The 18,707-nt window shown below is 63.7% G+C and carries 20 protein-coding genes and 1 tRNA gene; 7 read left to right on the forward strand and 14 right to left on the reverse strand.

Annotation, left to right across the window (positions count from 1 at the left end):
* Positions 1–169: 169 nt before the first annotated feature.
* The 3 genes from BMI90_RS01925 to BMI90_RS01935 all read right to left on the reverse strand — a co-directional run bounded on the left by BMI90_RS01925 (position 170) and on the right by BMI90_RS01935 (position 2,199).
* Positions 170–1,180 (reverse strand): PhoH family protein, encoded by a 1,011-nt coding sequence (locus BMI90_RS01925; RefSeq protein ID WP_078525400.1) that lies wholly within the window; start codon positions 1,178–1,180, stop codon positions 170–172.
* A gap of 180 nt (positions 1,181–1,360) precedes the next feature.
* Positions 1,361–1,675, reverse strand: coding sequence for a hypothetical protein (locus BMI90_RS01930; protein WP_078525401.1), 315 nt, complete (start codon positions 1,673–1,675; stop codon positions 1,361–1,363).
* Positions 1,676–1,686: 11 nt separating this feature from the next.
* Entirely contained in the window at positions 1,687–2,199 is a 513-nt protein-coding gene (locus BMI90_RS01935) for an OmpA family protein (protein ID WP_078525402.1), read from the reverse strand.
* 555 nt (positions 2,200–2,754) lie between these two features.
* Here BMI90_RS01935 and BMI90_RS01945 point away from each other — a divergent pair.
* Positions 2,755–3,123: a hypothetical protein gene (locus tag BMI90_RS01945; RefSeq protein WP_078525404.1), complete on the forward strand. Its 369-nt coding sequence runs from the start codon at positions 2,755–2,757 to the stop codon at positions 3,121–3,123.
* 21 nt (positions 3,124–3,144) lie between these two features.
* On the opposite strand, the gene miaB is transcribed toward BMI90_RS01945, so the two are convergent.
* Positions 3,145–4,467: a tRNA (N6-isopentenyl adenosine(37)-C2)-methylthiotransferase MiaB gene (miaB, locus tag BMI90_RS01950; RefSeq protein ID WP_078525406.1), complete on the reverse strand. Its 1,323-nt coding sequence runs from the start codon at positions 4,465–4,467 to the stop codon at positions 3,145–3,147.
* Between the two features lie 153 nt (positions 4,468–4,620).
* Between miaB and BMI90_RS01955 the strand changes: the two genes are divergently transcribed.
* The 3 genes from BMI90_RS01955 (at position 4,621) to BMI90_RS01960 (ending at position 5,966) form a co-directional block, all read left to right on the forward strand.
* The gene (locus BMI90_RS01955) at positions 4,621–5,505 is read left to right on the forward strand and encodes a hypothetical protein (protein ID WP_078525408.1); all 885 of its coding nucleotides are present in this window, start codon (positions 4,621–4,623) and stop codon (positions 5,503–5,505) included.
* 147 nt (positions 5,506–5,652) lie between these two features.
* Positions 5,653–5,820: a hypothetical protein gene (locus BMI90_RS18685; RefSeq protein ID WP_158521687.1), complete on the forward strand. Its 168-nt coding sequence runs from the start codon at positions 5,653–5,655 to the stop codon at positions 5,818–5,820.
* Complete coding sequence (locus BMI90_RS01960) at positions 5,817–5,966, forward strand: hemin uptake protein HemP (RefSeq protein WP_078525409.1); 150 nt, start codon at positions 5,817–5,819, stop codon at positions 5,964–5,966. Before BMI90_RS18685 ends, BMI90_RS01960 begins: the two co-directional genes overlap by 4 nt.
* 149 nt (positions 5,967–6,115) lie before the next feature.
* Here the strand turns inward: BMI90_RS01960 and BMI90_RS01965 are convergent.
* Together BMI90_RS01965 and BMI90_RS01970 are read right to left on the reverse strand one after the other, a co-directional pair.
* Positions 6,116–6,189, reverse strand: a tRNA-Gly gene (locus tag BMI90_RS01965).
* 35 nt (positions 6,190–6,224) lie between these two features.
* On the reverse strand, positions 6,225–6,881 hold the full coding sequence (locus BMI90_RS01970; RefSeq protein ID WP_348638918.1) for an SOS response-associated peptidase: 657 nt from the start codon (positions 6,879–6,881) through the stop codon (positions 6,225–6,227).
* 92 nt (positions 6,882–6,973) lie between these two features.
* Here BMI90_RS01970 and BMI90_RS01975 point away from each other — a divergent pair, with 92 nt between their 5' ends.
* From BMI90_RS01975 to arsC, 3 genes are read left to right on the forward strand one after another with little or no spacing between them, the layout of a single operon-like run.
* Entirely contained in the window at positions 6,974–7,312 is a 339-nt protein-coding gene (locus tag BMI90_RS01975) for a DUF952 domain-containing protein (protein WP_078525412.1), read from the forward strand.
* Positions 7,309–8,370, forward strand: a complete 1,062-nt coding sequence (locus BMI90_RS01980) for a quinone-dependent dihydroorotate dehydrogenase (RefSeq protein ID WP_078525414.1) — start codon at positions 7,309–7,311, stop codon at positions 8,368–8,370. The genes BMI90_RS01975 and BMI90_RS01980 overlap by 4 nt, the downstream gene beginning before the upstream one ends.
* Positions 8,361–8,690 (forward strand): arsenate reductase (glutaredoxin), encoded by a 330-nt coding sequence (gene arsC, locus BMI90_RS01985; RefSeq protein ID WP_078525415.1) that lies wholly within the window; start codon positions 8,361–8,363, stop codon positions 8,688–8,690. Before BMI90_RS01980 ends, arsC begins: the two co-directional genes overlap by 10 nt.
* Before the next feature lie 129 nt (positions 8,691–8,819).
* Here the strand turns inward: arsC and BMI90_RS01990 are convergent, their stop codons facing one another.
* The 8 genes from BMI90_RS01990 to acs all read right to left on the reverse strand — a co-directional run bounded on the left by BMI90_RS01990 (position 8,820) and on the right by acs (position 18,525).
* Complete coding sequence (locus BMI90_RS01990; RefSeq protein WP_078525417.1) at positions 8,820–10,916, reverse strand: exonuclease domain-containing protein; 2,097 nt, start codon at positions 10,914–10,916, stop codon at positions 8,820–8,822.
* The gene (locus tag BMI90_RS01995) at positions 10,916–11,305 is read right to left on the reverse strand and encodes a response regulator (protein ID WP_078525418.1); all 390 of its coding nucleotides are present in this window, start codon (positions 11,303–11,305) and stop codon (positions 10,916–10,918) included. Before BMI90_RS01995 ends, BMI90_RS01990 begins: the two co-directional genes overlap by 1 nt.
* A gap of 4 nt (positions 11,306–11,309) precedes the next feature.
* A complete protein-coding gene (locus BMI90_RS02000) occupies positions 11,310–11,846 on the reverse strand; it encodes a hypothetical protein (RefSeq protein WP_078525419.1) in 537 nt (178 codons plus the stop codon).
* Positions 11,847–11,855: 9 nt separating this feature from the next.
* The gene (locus tag BMI90_RS02005; RefSeq protein ID WP_078525421.1) at positions 11,856–13,685 is read right to left on the reverse strand and encodes a DUF294 nucleotidyltransferase-like domain-containing protein; all 1,830 of its coding nucleotides are present in this window, start codon (positions 13,683–13,685) and stop codon (positions 11,856–11,858) included.
* A gap of 93 nt (positions 13,686–13,778) precedes the next feature.
* A complete protein-coding gene (locus BMI90_RS02010) occupies positions 13,779–15,518 on the reverse strand; it encodes a sodium:solute symporter family protein (RefSeq protein ID WP_078525422.1) in 1,740 nt (579 codons plus the stop codon).
* Positions 15,519–15,541: 23 nt separating this feature from the next.
* A complete protein-coding gene (locus BMI90_RS02015) occupies positions 15,542–15,799 on the reverse strand; it encodes a DUF4212 domain-containing protein (protein ID WP_078525424.1) in 258 nt (85 codons plus the stop codon).
* Between the two features lie 63 nt (positions 15,800–15,862).
* Positions 15,863–16,537 (reverse strand): adenylate kinase, encoded by a 675-nt coding sequence (locus BMI90_RS02020; protein WP_093470023.1) that lies wholly within the window; start codon positions 16,535–16,537, stop codon positions 15,863–15,865.
* Positions 16,538–16,557: 20 nt separating this feature from the next.
* On the reverse strand, positions 16,558–18,525 hold the full coding sequence (acs, locus tag BMI90_RS02025; RefSeq protein WP_078525427.1) for an acetate--CoA ligase: 1,968 nt from the start codon (positions 18,523–18,525) through the stop codon (positions 16,558–16,560).
* Positions 18,526–18,707: the final 182 nt, after the last annotated feature.

Here is an 18,707-nt window from a genome sequence, read left to right on the forward strand (position 1 = left end):
CACCCGAGGCTCGGGCGCGTCCCTCAGTTACACGTCCCGCCGTCGCTCATAACGAAACCAGACCTTCTCCCCACAGCTCGGGCAGGTGATTTCCAGTCTTGGCGAGGAACGAGAGTGTCTCTCGCCCCGGCACGCAGGCAGGAGCGAGAGGAAAAGCCGTTGGGCCGCGTTACTCGCCTTCGGCCTTGTCGTAGGCGTCGATGATCTTCGCGACCATCGGGTGCCGCACCACGTCCTTGGCGGTGAAGTAGTTGAAGCTGATCCCCTCGACATGGCCGAGGATGCGTTCGGCATCGGCGAGTCCCGAGGGCATGCCGCGCGGCAGGTCGACCTGCGAGCGGTCGCCAGTGATCACCATGCGCGAGCCTTGGCCCAGACGTGTGAGGAACATCTTCATCTGCATCGTCGTCGCGTTCTGCGCCTCATCGAGCACCACGAAGGCATTCGACAATGTGCGGCCCCGCATGAAGGCCAAGGGCGCAATCTCGATGCGCTTTTCCTCCATCAGCTTCGCGAGCTGCTTGGCGGGCAGGAAATCATTCAGCGCGTCATAGAGCGGCTGCATGTAGGGATCGACCTTCTCCTTCATGTCGCCGGGCAGGAAGCCCAGACGCTCGCCCGCCTCCACGGCCGGACGCGAGAGGATGATCTTGTCGACATGGCCGCCCACCAGCATCGTTACGCCGACGGCGACGGCGAGATAGGTCTTGCCGGTGCCCGCCGGGCCGATCCCGAAGGCCAGCTCGTTCTCGAAGAGGTGTTTGACATAGGCCTTCTGCGCCTCGGTGCGCGGCTCGACCTGCTTCTTGCGGGTGCGGATCTCGTATTTGCCGGCCTCGAACATCTCGAGCTGTTCGTCCATCGACGTGCCAGCCCCGCCCAGATCGGCCATGCGCAGCGCGGCATCCACCTCTTCCGCGTCGATCGATTTGCCCTGTTCGAGACGCTGATAGAGCTGATGGAGAACCGAAGCCGCCTGAAGCTGCGCCTCTTGCCCGCCGACCACGGCCAACTGGTTGCCGCGTCGCAGGATATGCACCTGGAGCTTGTGCTCTATCTGGGCCAGGTTGCGGTCAAATTCACCGCACAGGTCGATCAACAGCCGGTTGTCGGGGAACTCAAGAAGCGTCTCGTGAGCATCCTGAGTGCGGGGCGGGGGTGTGATCGCGCTGAAGCCCAAAAACAGTGTCTCCCTAGCTGGTATGGTAAAGATATGGTGCCTCCGACCGGAGATTCACGCAAGCACTGGTTTCGTGAGCCCCGGGCAACCGGGGCCAGATTTCATCAAACCGAAACAAAAAGGCCCGCGCGGCAATGCGCGCGAGCCTTTTGCACAAATTTTGTGCAAATCGGTTTTCGATCAGAGCGGATCTTCGACAGTCGAGCCGGATTTGAAGGGGCCCACGACAGTATTGGCGGGCCCTGCGCCCGAACAGATCGGGCGTCCGTAATCATCGACTCGGGCGGTCAGGTAGCCCTCGACGCCATCGTCGATAATCCAGTGATCGCAGCCTTCGGGGTCGATCCAGACCCCGGCCTTGAGCTGGCTGAGATGTTTTGCGTCGACGCCACGGTCGATGGATTTGTCCGGTCCGACATCGCCCATGTCGAGCGCGGCGCAGCCCGAGATCGAAAGCGCAGCCGCAGCCAGCGTCAGGTATTTCAGAATTGCCATGTCCCCAGCCCTCACTTCACGCAGATGATCTCGACCCGACGGTTCTGGGCCATACCCACTGCCGTCTTGTTGGTCGCACGCGGCATCCGCTCGCCATACCAGTTCACCGCCAGAACCGACGCACCGACGGATTTGGCCACCGAGGCGACCGCCTCGGCCCGACGCTTGGACAGCCGCATGTTATATTCGTCCGAAGCGCGACTGTCGGTATGGCCGGTAATGATGAAGGCCCGGGCCTGCGCGCTGGTGAAAAACTTGCGCAGGTATTCCCGGCCCGAAGCCGAGATCCCGGAACGGTTGGTCGCGAAGAGCTGATCGGTGGGGACGATGCCGCAGACATTGCGGTGACAGACCGGACGACCGTCGCGGGTCTTGCGTGCATCCATGTACCCTTCGGCGCCGTCATCCATGACCCAATGCTCGCAGCCGTCGGGATCAATCCAGATCGTCGGCTTGTAGGTCTCAGGGGCTGCGCCTTTCTGTTGCGCGGCGACCGGCAGAGGCGCCGTTGCGAGAGCGATCATGGCCACCCCCAACACCCCTGCAAAACGAGTTACAAAGGAAGAAAATATCATATCCGCCAGCGTCCCTTGCTCCGAGGGCTTGCTCGGCAAAATTCGCGCCGCCGGCCCTGCATTGTTAACTCTTGCCATTGTAACGAAAATTTGTGGGTTAGAAAGGAACAATCTCCACATATTGTGGCCTACACGGCGCGAAGCGCGAGACTCGGGCCAGATGCCTCAAGGACGCGCTGATCCTTGTCTTGCACCTGCACGATACGCACCTCCGTCCGCGAATCGCGCACTCTCTTGGGCGCCACCGGCCGAGCTGCGGAAATCCGGGTGTGAAATATGGCAAGAACTCGCCCTAAACGGGAATACTGTAGCAATCAGAAAAACATCTCGGATTTTTGATCCAGATTGTCCCCCAGAGAGGCGTAAATGCCGACAAAGTCTCGCCAAAATACGAAAAATGACAGAAGAATAGCGCGGGTCGACGCCGGCTTAGTAGGGATGGCGGGCGTCGGGATCATTTTCGCTGCCCGAAACAAGGGCTGCCCGACCAGGAGTGTCTCTGAGATGAAGTTCATTGCAATCACCGCTTCCGTGCTGCTGTCCGGCATGGTGCTCGCCGACAGCGCACAAGCCGGCTCGAGCTGCTATACCGGCCCGGTCGGACGCGAGCGCGCCAACAACGTCACCACCTGCGGCCCGGTCCGCAAGCAACCCATTCATATCGACTGCTTCCGTGGCCCCTGGCGCGAGACGATCTGGGATCATCCGCAGGGCAGCTTCGTCAACGACCTGGTGAAATTCGGCTACGATTACGGCGACGCGATGGGGATCGCGACCAACATCTGCAGGGACATCAACCTCGTGGGCGATGAAGAAGGACTGCGTCGCGCGCTGATGCAGGCAATCGCCGCCGACCCGCCGGGCTCGAAGTAAGACTGACGCCGCGCGGCGGGCTCAGACGAGCTCGCCGGCGAGCGAATTGGGGGCCGATGCGGTGATCCGCACCCGGGCCAGAACGCCCGGAGCCAGCCCCTCGCCGGTCACATGGACGGCCTGTAGGTAGTCGGATTTGCCGACCCACTGGCCCTCCAGCCGACCGGGCTTTTCGAAAAGCACCCCGACCTCACGCCCGACCATCGAGTTCTGGCAAGCACGTTGCTGCGCGGTCAGCAGCGCCTGCACCTCTTGCAGCCGCGCATCGGCGATCTCGGACGGCACCGCGCCCTTCGCACCGGCTGCCGGCGTGCCCGGGCGGGGCGAGTATTTGAACGAATAGGCCATCCCGTAATTGACCTCGCGGATCAGCGCCATCGTGTCGGCGAAGTCCTGATCGCTCTCGCCCGGGAAGCCCACGATGAAATCGCCCGAGATGACCATATCGGGACGCGCGGCGCGGATGCGTTCGATCAGACGGATATATTCCTCGGCGGTGTGCTTGCGGTTCATCGCCTTGAGGATCTTGTCCGAGCCCGATTGCACCGGCAGGTGCAGATAGGGCATCAGCTTCGGCTCGTCGCCATGCGCCGCGATCAGGTCGTCTTCCATGTCGTTCGGGTGCGAGGTGGTGTAGCGGATGCGCTCCAACCCGTCGATCTTGGCCAGCGCGCGGGCGAGCCGTGCCAGCGACCAGTCGCCCCCCTCACCCTCGCCATGATAGGCGTTGACGTTCTGACCGAGCAGGGTGATCTCGCGAACGCCCTTTTCCACCAGAGCCCGCGCCTCGCGCAGGATCTTCTCGGCCGGGCGCGACACCTCGGCGCCTCGGGTATAGGGCACGACACAGAAGGCGCAGAACTTGTCGCAGCCCTCCTGCACCGTCAGGAAGGCGGTCGGACGCGCCTGCACGGGCCGCGCGGGCAGGTGGTCGAACTTGTCCTCGGCAGGAAATTCGGTCTCCACGGGGCGCGCCCCATTGCCTGCACGCGCCACCAATTCGGGCAGCTTGTGATAGCTTTGCGAGCCCACCACCAGATCAACCAGATCCGAGCGGCGCAGGATCTCGTCGCCCTCGGCCTGTGCGACACAACCCGCCACGCCGATCTTCAGATCGGGCTTGGCATCCTTGAAGGGACGCAGCCGGCCCAGATCCGAATAGACCTTCTCGGCGGCCTTCTCGCGGATATGGCACGTGTTGAGCAGCACCATGTCGGCCGCCGCCACATCGTCGGTCAGCTCATAGCCTTGGGCCCCCATCGCCTCGGCCATGCGTTCGCTGTCATAGACGTTCATCTGACAGCCATAGGTCTTGATGTGCAGCTTCTTCGGAGCGTCGCTCATGGCATCCTCGCGCGTTTGCCTTGAGCGGGCCTGATACAGCCAAAAGACCCTTTGCCGCAAGGCCGCCCGGAGCGACCGGCCGTAAACGCTTGATTTCACGCGGGGCTTGCCCGATCCTGCGGCGAAAGACCCCGCGAAAGGGCCGGATCGGGCATGAAACACACCTCACTCACAGAGTTTCTCACTCACCATCGCGCCGTCTTCGCGAAGGGTCCGGTCGGCATCATTCTCGCCGAGGACGGTGTCGAACTCGAAGGCACGATCCGCCACCATCTCAATCTCGGCTTTCCGGTGCTTCTGGTGATCGGGCGCGCGGCGATGGAGCTGGACGAAGGCCTCATTGCCGAGCCCCCCGCGAAGATCCATTGCATCGATTTCAATCTCGCGCGGCGCGATGCGGCGCCGATGGCTCTCAACCCGATCATCTCGGCGCTGCCCGAGGGCACTTGGGCCTATTACTGCTTCAACGCGGAATACCTGTTCTACCCGTTCTGCGAGACGCGTTCGGTAGGCGAGTTGCTGACCTTCCATACCGAAGAGCGCCGCTCGGCGATGCTGAGCTATGTGATCGACCTCTATGCAGGCAATCTCGAGACCCATCCCGGCGGTGTTGATGTCGACGGAGCGATGTTCGACCGGGCGGGCTATTACGCGCTCGCGCGTCCCGATCCGGACAATCACGGCCACCCCAAGGAACGGCAGCTCGATTTCTTCGGCGGACTGCGCTGGCGCTTCGAGGAGCACGTCCCGATGCTTCGCCGCAAGATTGACCGGATCGCGCTGTTTCGGGCCAAGCGCGGACTGGTCCTGCGCAGTGATCACACGTTCAACGACGAGGAATACAACACCTATGCCTGTCCCTGGCACCACAATCTGACCTGCGCGATCGCCTCATTCCGGGTAGCGAAGGCGCTGAAATTCAATCCCGGCTCGACCTATGACGTCCGGAGCTTCACCTGGGTAAACTCGGCGCGGTTCGACTGGTCGAGCCAGCAATTGATGGACCTGGGACTGATGGAGCCCGGTCAGTGGTTTTGACCATCTGCCGCTTTGTGCATCGGCGCAGAACCACCTGCGTAAAACCCGACTGAAAGAATCAACTTTACAAATCCGATCATTTCACTCAGGTTATCCGCACCAGCCAGTCGATCCCCGACGAGCCCGCTGCAATAAAGGAGACCGGAGATGAAACGCGCCCCCATTCCCGGCCCCCGTTTCGGGGCCGACCCTTATCACGAGACCGAACCGCCGTTGAGCCTGCGCGACATCGTCGATGCGCTGTGCTGCGGTCTGACCCCTGCCCCGAGCGCGCTCGAAGCCGCGCTCGACCGCATCGAGGGGGCCCGCAGATGAGCATCAACGAGCAATTCACCTCTGCCCTGCCCGTGCATGACGCGCTGGCGCTCACCGGTCAGGGCAATCTCGCCCATATCGTCCTGGCCGGGCAGGTCTACACCTTGCGCATCACCAAGGCCGGCAAACTGATCCTGACGAAATAAGATCGTGGCGCGCATCCCACGTCCCAAACTCCGCGCGCCCGTCACGAGAAACCGCCCGGGAAGTCCCCTCGGGCGGTTTCTTCATACCTGCTACTGCGCGACAGCCATGTGGCGGTTGCGCGGATGATCCGGCGATGTCTCGGGAAGAGTGGAGCGGGTGATGGGAATCGAACCCACGTCTTCAGCTTGGAAGGCTGCGGCTCTACCATTGAGCTACACCCGCACTCCGGCCCCTCTTAGCCGCCCGCGCAGCACCATTCAAGCACGATCGGCAAGCGGCGCGCGCAAACCCGGCCCCGAGGCCCGGTTCGAATTCACCTGCGTTCCCACCCGCCAGGCCTGCAAGATGCCCTCGGGCCGCGGCTTCATCAGAAGGGCGGCGCCGCGCCCTTCCTCGCCCAGCCATTTCGCCCAGTCCTCCTTTTCGAGAACCAGCGGCTCGCGGTGATGGATCGGCGCGAGCGCCGGTCCCGCCTCGACCGTGACGATGGCGCAGGTGGTCAGCAATTCACCACCCCGCTCCCAGTTCTGCCAGAGCCCGCCGAAGACCAGGGGCTCGCCATCGCGGCGCGAGACATAAAAGGGCAGTTTCGCCTCGCCCTCACGGTGCCATTCGTAAAAGCCATCGGCCGGGATCAGGCAGCGCCGCGCGCGGATCGCCTCGCGGAAGGCCGGTTTCTCCGCGACCGTCTCGGAACGCGCATTGATCAGAAGCGGCCCATCGGCCGGGCTTTCATACCAAGTCGGCACGAACCCCCAGCGCATCGCGCGCAACTGTCGCTGCCCCTCGGTCGAGATGCAGACCGGCAGGCTCTCGGTCGGGCAGATGTTGAACCGCTCACCATCCGGCACGTCATTGCCCGGCACGGCCTTGAAAAGCCGCGCCATCGCATCGACGGGAAGGGTATTGGCCATGCGTCCGCACATGGGCCAAGCCTACCCCGCCCAAAGTCCCGCTTGAAGCCCCGCGCTTGACCGGGCGCCCCCTTTTCGGGCAAGGGAAAGCGATGCTGATCTACAAGATTTTCCGCCGCCCCGAATGGGATGCGTTTCGCGAGGCCGGGCACACGCTCGGCGCGCCCGTGGATCTGGCCGATGGCTATATCCATTTCTCCACCGCCGAGCAGGTCGTCGAGACCGCCGCGAAACATTTCGCGGGCGAATCCGATCTGGTGCTGGTCGCCTTCGAGCCTGACGCGATGGGCGCGCAACTGAAATGGGAGCCCTCGCGCGGCAACCAGCTTTTCCCACATCTCTATCGCCCGCTGCAAATGACCGAGGTGGTCTGGGATCATGCCCTGCCGCTTGGGGCCGCAGGCCATATCTTCCCGAAGGAAATGTCGTGACCTCCCTCATCGAGCGCGCCGGGCTCGCGGCGCTGCATTGCATCGACCCGGAAACCGGGCATGGCCTGTCGCTGCGCGCGCTGCGCATGGGACTGGTGCCGCTGCCCGGGCCCGTTACCTCGACGCGGCTGAAAACCGATCTCGCGGGACTGTCCCTGCTCAACCCGGTCGGCCTCGCTGCGGGCTTCGACAAGAACGCGGAGGCCGTCCCGCAACTGATGCGCGCGGGGTTCGGCTTCATCGAGGTGGGCGCCGCCACGCCGCGCGCACAAGAAGGCAACCCGCGCCCGCGCCTCTGGCGCCTGCCCGCCGACCGCGCCGCGATCAACCGCTTCGGTTTCAACAATCAGGGCATGGGGCCGATCACCGTGCGCCTCGCGCAGCGCCCCCAAGGCATCCCCGTCGGCCTCAATCTCGGAGCCAACAAGGACGCGGCCGATCGCGCGAAGGATTTCGCCACCGTGCTGGCCCATGCCGGACCGCATCTCGATTTCGCGACCGTCAACGTCTCCTCGCCCAATACCGAGAAGCTGCGCGACCTTCAGGGCAAAGCCGCACTTTCGGCCCTGCTCGCGGGCGTGATCGAGACCCGCGACGGTCTTGCGAAGCAGATTCCGGTCTTCCTGAAGATCGCCCCCGATCTGAGCCACGAGGAACTGGCCGAGATCGCCGAGGTGGCGCTGGAGAGCGGTATCGACGGGATCATCGCAACCAATACGACGCTCTCGCGCGACGGCCTCACCTCGCCCAACCCCTCGGATCAGGGCGGGCTTTCGGGCGCGCCGCTCTTCGAGAAATCGACCCGCGTGCTCGCGCAGCTCTCGAAGCTGACCGACGGCAGACTGCCCCTGATCGGCGTCGGCGGTGTCGGCTCTGCCGAACAGGCCTACGAGAAAATCCGCGCGGGCGCTTCGGCCGTGCAGCTTTATACGGCCATGGTCTTCTCGGGCCTTTCTCTCGCCGCCGAGATCGCGCGTGGCCTGGATGCCCTGCTGGAACGCGATGGGTTCGCCAGCGTAGCGGAGGCGGTCGGAACCGGGAGGGACACATGGCTCTGACGATCTGGCACAATCCCCGCTGCTCCAAATCGCGCCAGACACTCGCGTTGCTGCAAGAGCGGGGGCTCGACCCGGTGATCCGCGATTACCAGAAAGACCCGCCCACCATGGCGGAACTGCAGGACGCGATGATGAAGCTCGACCGGCCCGCGTCCGCCCTGATGCGCTGGAAGGATAGCGACCTTCCGAAAGACTCGGGCGAGAACGAGATCCTCTCGGCCCTCACGACCAATCCCAAACTGATCGAACGCCCGCTGGTCCTGACCGACACTGCCGCGCGGATCGGCCGCCCGCCCGAAGCGGTTCTGGAAATTCTCTGACAGCAGGGGCGCTGCCCCTCTTCGGCTACGCCGAATTCACCCCGAGATATTTTCATCAAGAAGAAGAAAAACGCGGCTTCTTCTTGATCCAAATATCTCGGGGGGCCCGAAGGGCGGGGGCAGCGCCCCCTAGTCGTTCAGATCCTTGATCAGACGTCCGTGCTTGCGCAGCTCGGCGACCAGCTCGCCAAATGTTTTCAGACCGCGCGCCTGAAGTGCAGGCATCATCTTGAGGAAAGCATCCGCCGTGGCCACCGTGTCGCCGATCGCGGTGTGGCGCGCCTCTTCGGGAATGGTGATTCCGAGCCGGTGGGTAAGTGCGTCGAGCGTGTGGGTCTCGGACTGCCCGAACACCACCGCCGAGAGCAGCACCGTGTCGAGGATCGGATGTTCGAAGCGCTCACCGATCACGGTTTCCTTGCGATGCAGGAATTCCATGTCGAAAGGCGCGTTATGGGCGATCAGCACCGCCCCTTCGGCAAATTTATGGAAACGCCGCCCCACCTCGGCGATATCGGGCGCGCCCTGCACCATCGCGTTCGAGATCCCGTGCACCTCGGTCGAGCCGGGCGGGATCGGGCGTTTGGGATCGACGAGCGTATCGAAGACTTCGGTGTCGATCCGCCGTCCGTTGACGATACGCACGGCGGCGATCTGCACGATCTCGTCACCCTCGGTGGGCAAGAGCCCCGTCGTCTCGGTGTCGAAGACGACATAGGTCAGATCGATCAGCGGCGTGTCGGCGATCTCGGCCACGCGCTCGCGAGAGAGCAGGTCGAAATCGTAGACGACCGCGCGCGGCACCGGCTTCGGGCGCCTGGTGACATGGCGTGCCTCACGCAGCGGCAGGCAAAGCCGCGCTCGGCTGTCGCCCAACTTCTCGGGCCAGATTTCGGCGGCGTGGGTCGTCAGGACGCGGTGGCCGGTGACATCCTCGAGCCCGACATCGAGCGGCTGGTCGAGCCAGCTTTCCAGCTCGGCGATCGGCACGGGCGCGCCTTCCCATTCCAGCGCGATCAGCGCGCCGGGTCCATCCTCGGTGATCTCGAGCCGGAAATTGTGGCGCCCCTTGAGATTGCGCACGAGCCCGGCGAGCAGCGCCACCATCTCGAACCCCTCGCAGCGCAGCATCAGCGCGGCGGTGACGGGCAGGATAGAGCCCCCCTCGGCCTCGACCCGCGCCGCCACGGCCTGCCCCAGATCGGAGGCACGGATCATCGCGAGCGGCCACCAATCGGCGCGGTTCGCCTCGTGGCGCTCGAAGAATTCGTGGATCGCGGCAGAGAGATGCGTGGCCTCGGAATTGGCGGCCTCGCGGACGCGGTCGCGCTCGGGCCCCGGCGCGGGGCCGTCATCGGCGGTGAGCACCCCGATCAGCGATTGTAGCGCGGCGGCGGGGCGGCGGATGCGATCGAATAGTTCGTCCATCAGCTGCTCGCGCTGCGCATGGGACGCCATGTCGCCCGACACATCGCGCAGGGTCAGCACATAGCCTGGGCGCGTGGCCAGATGATGATCCTCGCCTTCCGAGAGAAGCCGCATCCGGGCGGCGAGCACCCGTCCTTCGGCCTTGGTCGAGCAGAGCAGGTCCGAAGCCGCATCCGGGTCTTCGGTTGCCAGAAGCCGGTCATAGGCATGGGCAATGGGTGGCTGGTTGAGATAATCGAAGACGCGGCGGTCGAGTCCCGGCGCATGGGCCGAGCCCAGCAGTTCCACCGCCTGCCCGTTATAGAAGGCCAGTTGGTGATCGGAAGTGCAGAGCAGCACGCCCACGGGCACATCTGACAGAAGCGCCTCGAGCCGTTCCTTTTCCTGCGCGAGCCGGGTTGTCTCGCGCTGCACGGCCTCGGTCAGGGCGTTGCGGGTTTCCGACAAATGGCGGGTGACGGAGGCTGCGGCGGGGGCCAGATCACCCAGGTAGCGCGCGATATCCTCGTCCATCTCGCCTTCGATCTCGGCGGTGGTGCGCGCCCGTAACATGCCCGACAGTCGCTCGATCGGCTTGGCGACGTTTTCATCGAAGAGGAACCAGACCCAGACGATCAACCCGAGGATCACGAAACCGGCGACCGCACCGCCGATCACCATCGCATCGAGTGCCTGCGCATCGCCGATCCGGATGAACCCGAACCACAGCCCCGCCACGAGCGCCGCCAGATTGCCGATCGCCAGCGCGGCGAAGAAGAGGAACACCCGGGTGCGAAGGGAGAGCCGGGCGAGATCCATCAGGCCGTCTCCCCGTCGAGAATGCGATGTACCTCCTCGCGCAACTCGCGCAGCTCGAAGGGTTTGGCGATGAAACCGTCGGCCCCGAGTGCGAGGCCCTTGCGGCGCTCCATCGCGGAGCCGCGCGCAGTCATCATCAGGATCTTCACATCGCCGAGGCCCTTATCGGCGCGGACCTCCTGGCAGATCTCGTAGCCCGAGACTTCGGGCAGCATCACATCGAGCAGCACCAGATCGGGGCGGGTCTCGCGGATGCGCTCCAGCGCGCCGCGCCCGGTGTCGATCCGGTCATGCTCGTAGCCCTCGCGGCTCATCAGGTAGTCGAGCGCGATGGCGATATTGTCCTCATCCTCGACGATCAGGACGCGATGTTTCCTCCCCCCCGACATTCCTTCATCCTCCTGCACAGACCGCCGTCAGACCCGGATCTTCCGCCGGCAGCTTCAACCAACCGCCCCCGGTGAGCTCTCCCTGATCGGAAAGCTCCGCGCCGTTCACCAGATCGGCGCGGCTGCCGGTTGCGCAATCGTAGACCGTGGGCACCGTCATCAGCGGCTGCCAGCGCCCGATCAGAAGAAGGTCGGTCTCGACCAGCTCGGGCTTGTCGGCGACGGGGCGCGTGATCTTGGCCGCATCGATCGCCATGAAGCGTGTGACCATCGGCACCAGGTAGGTCCAGGGACGCCACGGCACGCTTTCATCGACTTCCTGAAGCACGACGACCGTGTCGGGCATGCCCCCGCGCACCGTCGGATACCAGCCGTATTCGTTCCAGATCGTGTAACCGATGAGCGCCACGCCGATCGCCAGCGGCATCACCACCTTGGGCAGTTTCTCGCCGCGGAACTTCTTGCTCAGTTGGTTGAGCAGGAAGACCACGAGGGCGGCGAGCGCCCCGGCTGCCATGGTCGAGATGAAGTCGTTCGTCATGAGGTCTCCTTAGCTGACCGGGCCTTTGCCGTGCCCGGCTGCCGATTGCATCGTGCGCACCACGACGAAGGCATCGCGCAGATGCGAGCGCTCGAAGTCCGACAGGTCGGAGGGTGCGAGGTAATTGTCTGGTTTGCGCCCGGAGCGCGCGAGATGTGCCTGGTTCTCGAGCCGCATCGAGGCGATCAGGTCATAGGCTTCGATCAGATCGCGCGCGCCCGAATGCGAGAGTACGCCCGCATGTTCGGCCTCGACGAGTCGCGCGCGGGTGTTCACTTCGGGCAGGCGTGCGCGCAGCGCATAGATGCGCGCGAGATCGGTGACCGGCACCACGCCGTTATGCTTCATGTCGATATGGTTGCGATGCTCGCCCGAGCGGATCGTGGCAAAGCCGCGGATCAGACCGAGCGGCGGTGTGTGCTTGAGTGAATTGGCGATCATGTGGGCCACGAAGATCGAGTTCTTCGCGGCTTTCGCCAGCGTGTCTTCCTGCAATTGCTGGAACAGCGCGACGCCCGTGCCACCGATCGCGCGCAAATCAAACATCACCGAGGCAAGCATCTGCGCCTCGGGGTTGGGCGTGTTGATCCAGCCGTCGAAATATTCGCGCCAGACCCGCACGGGCTGACACCAGCGCGGGTTGGTGGCCATCATGTCACCCGGGCAATAGACATAGCCGCAAGCATCCAGCCCGTCGGAGACGATCTTCGCGAGCTGGCGGAAATAGACCATGTCCTCCTCGGTCACCGCGTCATCGAGGATGAGGCAATTGTCCTGATCCGAGACGCCGGTCTGCTCCTGGCGCCCCTGCGATCCGCAGGCCAGCCAGAGGTAGGGAACCGGCGCCGGGCCCAATTCGGCCTCGGCCAGCGCCAGCAATCGGCGGGTCACCGCATCGGCGATATCCGTGATCAGTCGCGTGACCACCTCATGCGCGTGGTGCCCCCCCACGAGCTGCACCAGAAGCTGCGGGATCTGCGCCGTCACGGCGGCCATCTCGGCCACCGTCTTCGCGCCAGCCACATCGCGGATCAGCACCGCCGAACTCACCGCCTGGAAACGCGTCAGATCCGTCTGGGTGATCATGCCCACGAAGCGACCGTGATCGGTGATCGGCAGGTGACCGATCCGCTTTTCGAGCATGATATGAAGCAGGTCCGAACCCAGCCCCTCTGGCGTAAGCGAGATCGGATCGGAGGTCATCACCGTGCGCACCGGCGTGTCGAAGGTCATCTCGTCGGCAAGCACCTTGCTGGACAGGTCGCGCACCGTGACGATCCCTTCGAGTTGACCTTCCACGCCGGTCACGCCGAGCGAGGAGACCTGTGCATCACGCATCTTGCGCGCGGCTTCGGCCACGGTTGTCTCGGGAGTGCAGGCGACGGGGTCATGGGCCAGAAGATCCGCGATCTTCATCGTCGCGATCGAATCCGTCCGTGTTTCGCCGCCGCGCACGCGGTTGAAAAAGCGCGCGAAGGCGGGCTCGTTTTGGGACAGTTCGCGAAATTCATCGGCCGGAAGCTCGAGCAGCACCGTATCGGAGGTCACCCGCGCCGTGGTCGCGGCAAGCCCGTCACGCATCAGACCGCGTTCGCCGAAGGTATTCCGGGGCCCCAGGATCGAGACCAGCGCCCCGTTCTGGTCGGTGACTTCAACCGAACCTTTCTTGATCAGGTAGATGCCCTTGAGGGGTTCACGGTAGGCGTAGACGACATCGCCCTCGGAGAATTCCCTGCGGCGGAAGGAACTGGCGACATGCTCCAGCTCGTTGCGCGGCAGGTTGTCGTAAGGGTGGACGCCTTCGAGAAATGCGAGGATCGGGGTCAGATCGGCGGCCATGATCTTGTCCTTTGGGTGGTGGCGGCGCCCCGAGGGGCGCCTGCCGATCGTTCAGAGGTCGGGACGAGGATAGCCCCCGTCCCGAGCCGTGTCTCAGTGGTCGACTGCCGCACCGGCGCCCTTGGGCACACGGATCGACTCGACGAGCTCCTGGATGTCTTCCGGGGTCTCCTTGGTCGCGTTCGACACCACGAAGGCCGTGATGAAGTTGAGGATCGCGCCGATCACGCCGAACGAGGTCGACTTGATCGAGAGGATCATCGGAGCGCTGTCCGAGAAGGACGCGGTCGACGCCACGAAGAACCAGCCCTTGTGCAGGAAGATGTAGACCAGCGTGGTCACGAGACCCACGAGCATCCCTGCCACGGCGCCGGTGTTGTTAATCTTCTTCGAGAAGATCCCCATCATCAGAGCCGGGAAGATCGACGAAGCGGCGAGGCCGAAGGCAAGTGCCACGGTCTGCGCGGCGAAGCCGGGCGGGTTCAGACCCAGGTAGGTCGCGATCGCGATCGCCACGGCCATCGAGATACGGGCGGCCAGAAGCTCGCCTTTTTCCGAGATGTTCGGGTTGATCTGCGACTTGATCAGGTCATGCGACACAGCCGACGAAATCGCCATCAGCAGGCCTGCCGCGGTCGAGAGCGCGGCGGCGAGACCACCGGCGGCGACCAGAGCGATCACCCAACCCGGCAGGTTGGCGATCTCGGGGTTGGCAAGCGTGATGATGTCGCGGTTCACGGTCAGTTCGTTGCTGTCGCCTGCACTGTATTCGATGCGGCCGTCAGCGTTTTTGTCGTCGAACGTCAGAAGACCGGTCTTCGCCCAGTTGCGAACCCAGGCGAGGTTCTGGTCGTTCTCGATCGCGGTCATTTCCACGGCCGGCTGGTCGACGCCGTTCGGGTAGAAGGTCTTGACCAGGTTCAGACGCGCCATCGCACCCACGGCCGGAGCGGTGAGGTAGAGAAGCGCGATGAACACCAGTGCCCAACCAGCGGACGAACGTGCATCGGCCACACGCGGAACGGTGAAGAAGCGCACGATGACGTGGGGCAGACCGGCGGTACCGATCATCAGCGTCATGGTGAACAGGAACATGTTCAGCGTGGTGTCATGCTGCCCGGTATAGGACTTGAAGCCCAGCGCCTCGACGGTGTCGTTGAGCGTCGACAGGATCGGCGCACCGGAGCTGGTGTCGTTCGAGAACAGGCCCAGACCCGGGATCGGGTTGCCGGTCAGCTGCAGCGAGATGAAGATCGCCGGGATGGTGTAGGCGATGATGAGAACCACATACTGCGCAACCTGCGTGTAGGTGATGCCCTTCATGCCGCCCAGAACGGCATACATGAACACGATCGCCGCACCGATGAAGAGGCCGGTGGTGTTCGACACTTCGAGGAAGCGCGAGAACGCCACGCCCACACCGGTCATCTGGCCGATAACGTAGGTGATCGACGCGATGATGAGGCAGATAACCGCCACGGTCCGCGCGGTCTGCGAGTAGAAACGGTCGCCGATGAATTCCGGCACGGTGAACTTGCCGAACTTGCGCAGGTAGGGCGCAAGCAGCATGGCCAGCAGCACGTAACCACCGGTCCAGCCCATCAGGTAGGCCGAGGTGTCGTAGCCGCCGAAGGCGATGATACCGGCCATCGAGATGAACGAGGCGGCCGACATCCAGTCAGCGCCCGTGGCCATCCCGTTGACGATGGGGTGAACGCCGCGACCGGCGGCGTAGAATTCCGACGTGGAACCCGCACGGGCCCAGATCGCAATGCCGATGTAGAGCACGAAGGTCGCGCCCACCACCAGCAAGTTGAGGGTAAACTGATCCATGTCCCTCTAGTCCTCCCTGAAACTTATTCTTCGACGCCGTGTTCGCGATCGAGCTTATTCATCCGCCACGCGTAGGCGAAGATCAGCACGAGGAACACGAGGATCGAGCCCTGCTGGGCAAACCAGAAGCCAAGATCGGTGCCACCGACCTTGATGCCTGCCAGCATCGGACGCAGCAGGATACCGAAGCCGAAGGAACAGACGAACCAGATCACCAGAAACAACTGGATCGTCCGGATGTTCGCCTTCCAGTAGGCGTTGGAAGAGGATTTGTCCGCCATGAGCGTAACTCCCTTTTCGTTTCTCTCCAGACGGGCCCCTCATGGGCCCGCCCCTCCCCAAAATCAGGCCGAGACGCGCTCTACGATCGACCCAAGCCCCGAGGCGATCTCGTCGATGGAACCCATCGCGTCGATTTCCTCGAGAACGCCGAGCGCCTTGTAATGGGCGATCAGCGGCGCCGTTTGCGCGTGATAGGCCTCCAGCCTCGCACGCGCCGTCTCGGCATTGTCGTCGGCACGGCGCTTGAATTCCGTGCCGCCGCATTTGTCGCAAACGCCCGAAACCTCGGGCTGTTTGAATTCGTCGTGATAGCCTTCGCCGCACTTGGCGCAGGTGTAGCGGCCGGCGACGCGGGCGATCATCGCCTCGTCATCGACCTCGAGGCTGATCGCCGCGGTGACCGACTGGCCCGTCGAGGCCAGAAGGTCGTCGAGGGCGGCCGCCTGACCTGCGGTGCGCGGGAAGCCATCGAGGATGACCCCCTTGGCGACATCGGGCTCGGCCATGCGGTCCTTGAGGATCGCCAGCACGATCTCGTCCGAGACGAGCCCGCCCGATTCCATGACCGCCTTCGCTGCGAGACCGGCCTCCGTGCCCTGCGCCACGGCTGCGCGCAGAAGATCGCCCGTCGAGAGTTGCACGAGGCCGAATTTTTCCTCGAGCATCCGCGCTTGCGTGCCCTTGCCCGCGCCCGGAGGCCCGAGCAGGATCAGAACGGCCGGTTTCGTCTCGGTCATGGTCTCCACCTCGCCCGACATCATGCGTTCCCGCGATTGGCGATCAGGTCATCGACCACGGACGGATCGGCCAGCGTGGAGGTGTCGCCAAGCGAGCCGAAATCGTTCTCGGCGATCTTGCGCAGGATGCGGCGCATGATCTTGCCCGAACGGGTCTTCGGCAGGCCGGGAGCCCACTGGATGACATCGGGCTTGGCGATCGGACCGATCTCGGTGCGGACCCACTTCTCGAGCTCCTTGCGCAGCTCGTCGGTCGGCTCGACGTCGTTCATCAGCGTGACATAGGCGTAGATGCCCTGACCCTTGAGTTCGTGCGGATAGCCCACAACGGCAGCCTCGGCGACAGCCTGGTGCGCGACCAGCGCGGATTCGACTTCCGCCGTGCCCATGCGGTGGCCCGAGACGTTGATCACGTCATCGACGCGGCCGGTGATCCAGTAATAGCCATCGCTATCGCGGCGGCAGCCGTCACCGGTGAAGTAATAGCCTTTGTACTGGCTGAAATAGGTGTCCTGGAAACGCTCGTGATCGCCCCAGATCGTCCGCATCTGGCCCGGCCAGCTGTCGGAGATGCACAGCACGCCCTCGGTCTCGGTCTCGTCTTGCTTGACCGCCGTCTGCGGGTCGAGAACGACCGGCTTCACGCCGAAGAACGGACGGGTCGCCGAGCCCGGCTTCGTGGGCGTCGCGCCCGGAAGCGGGGTCAGCATGTGGCCACCCGTTTCGGTCTGCCAGAACGTGTCTACGATCGGGCATTTGCCCTTTCCGACGTATTTGTCATACCAGGCCCAGGCTTCGGGGTTGATCGGTTCACCGACCGACCCCAGCACCTTGAGATCCGACAGATCATATTTCTCGACCCATTCAGGTCCCTGCCCCATTAGCGAGCGGATCGCCGTCGGCGCGGTGTAGAACTGGTTGACCTTGTGCTTTTCGCAAACGGCCCAGAAGCGGCCCGCATCCGGGTAGGTCGGCACGCCTTCGAACATGATCGTCGTCGCGCCATTGGCGAGCGGACCGTAGACGATGTAGCTGTGGCCGGTGACCCAGCCCACATCCGCGGTGCACCAGAACACGTCGCCGTCATGATAGTCGAACGTGTACTGATGGGTCATCGAGGCATAGACGAGATAGCCGCCGGTCGAGTGCACGACGCCCTTCGGCTTGCCGGTCGAGCCCGAGGTGTAGAGGATGAAAAGCGGATCTTCCGCGTTCATCGGGCGCGGCGGGCATTGCGGCGAGACATTCTCCATCATCGCCTTCACATCGACATCGCGGCCGTCGATCCAGGTGGTCTGGTCGCCCGTGTGCTTCACGACGAGGCAACGCACCTTGTCCGAGCAGTGCAGCAGAGCGGCATCGGTATTGGCCTTGAGCGGCGTGCGGCGGCCACCACGCGGCGCGGTGTCGGCGGTGATGACGACCTTGGCGCCCGAGTCGTTGATACGGTTGGCAAGCGCGTCGGGCGAGAAGCCCGCGAACACGATCGAGTGGATCGCGCCGATGCGCGCACAGGCGAGCATCGCGTAAGCCGCTTCCGGGATCATCGGCAGGTAGATCACGACACGGTCACCACGCATCACGCCCTGGCTCAGCAGCACGTTGGCGAAGCGGTTCACCTTTTCCGAAAGCTCGTTGTAGGTGATGTGCTGCGCGGGCGTCTCCGGGTCATCGGGCTCGAAGATGATTGCGGTCTGCTCGCCGCGGGTGGCGAGGTGACGATCGATGCAGTTCACGGCGACGTTGAGCACGCCATCCTCGAACCACTTGATATTGACATGGCCGAAGGTGAAATCGGTGTTCTTCACCTTGGTGTAGGGGGTGATCCAGTCGAGGCGCTTGCCCTCACGACCCCAGAACTTCTCGGGGTCAGTGATCGATTCCTGATACATCTCGCGATATTTCGCAGCATCGGCATGGGCATTCTCGAACCCCGGAGGGACTTCTTTCACGTCCGGAACCTGAGAAACCTGTTCTTGAGCAGCCATCGGCTTCCTCCCAACAATTTCGACATGCGGCCCAACAGCCGCCAATCAGCCCACGACGGATCGCGGGCACTCTACCCCGCAGACACTGTAACTCAAACGTTAACGTTCATGTAAGCCCCTTTGTGCATTGAATTTTTTTGTTAAGTTTTTCACACAAAACGCCGCGAAATTGTAAATGATGC

Origin of the sequence: Thioclava sp. L04-15, assembly GCF_002020275.1 — a bacterium.
Classification (GTDB): Bacteria; Pseudomonadota; Alphaproteobacteria; order Rhodobacterales; family Rhodobacteraceae; genus Thioclava; species Thioclava marina.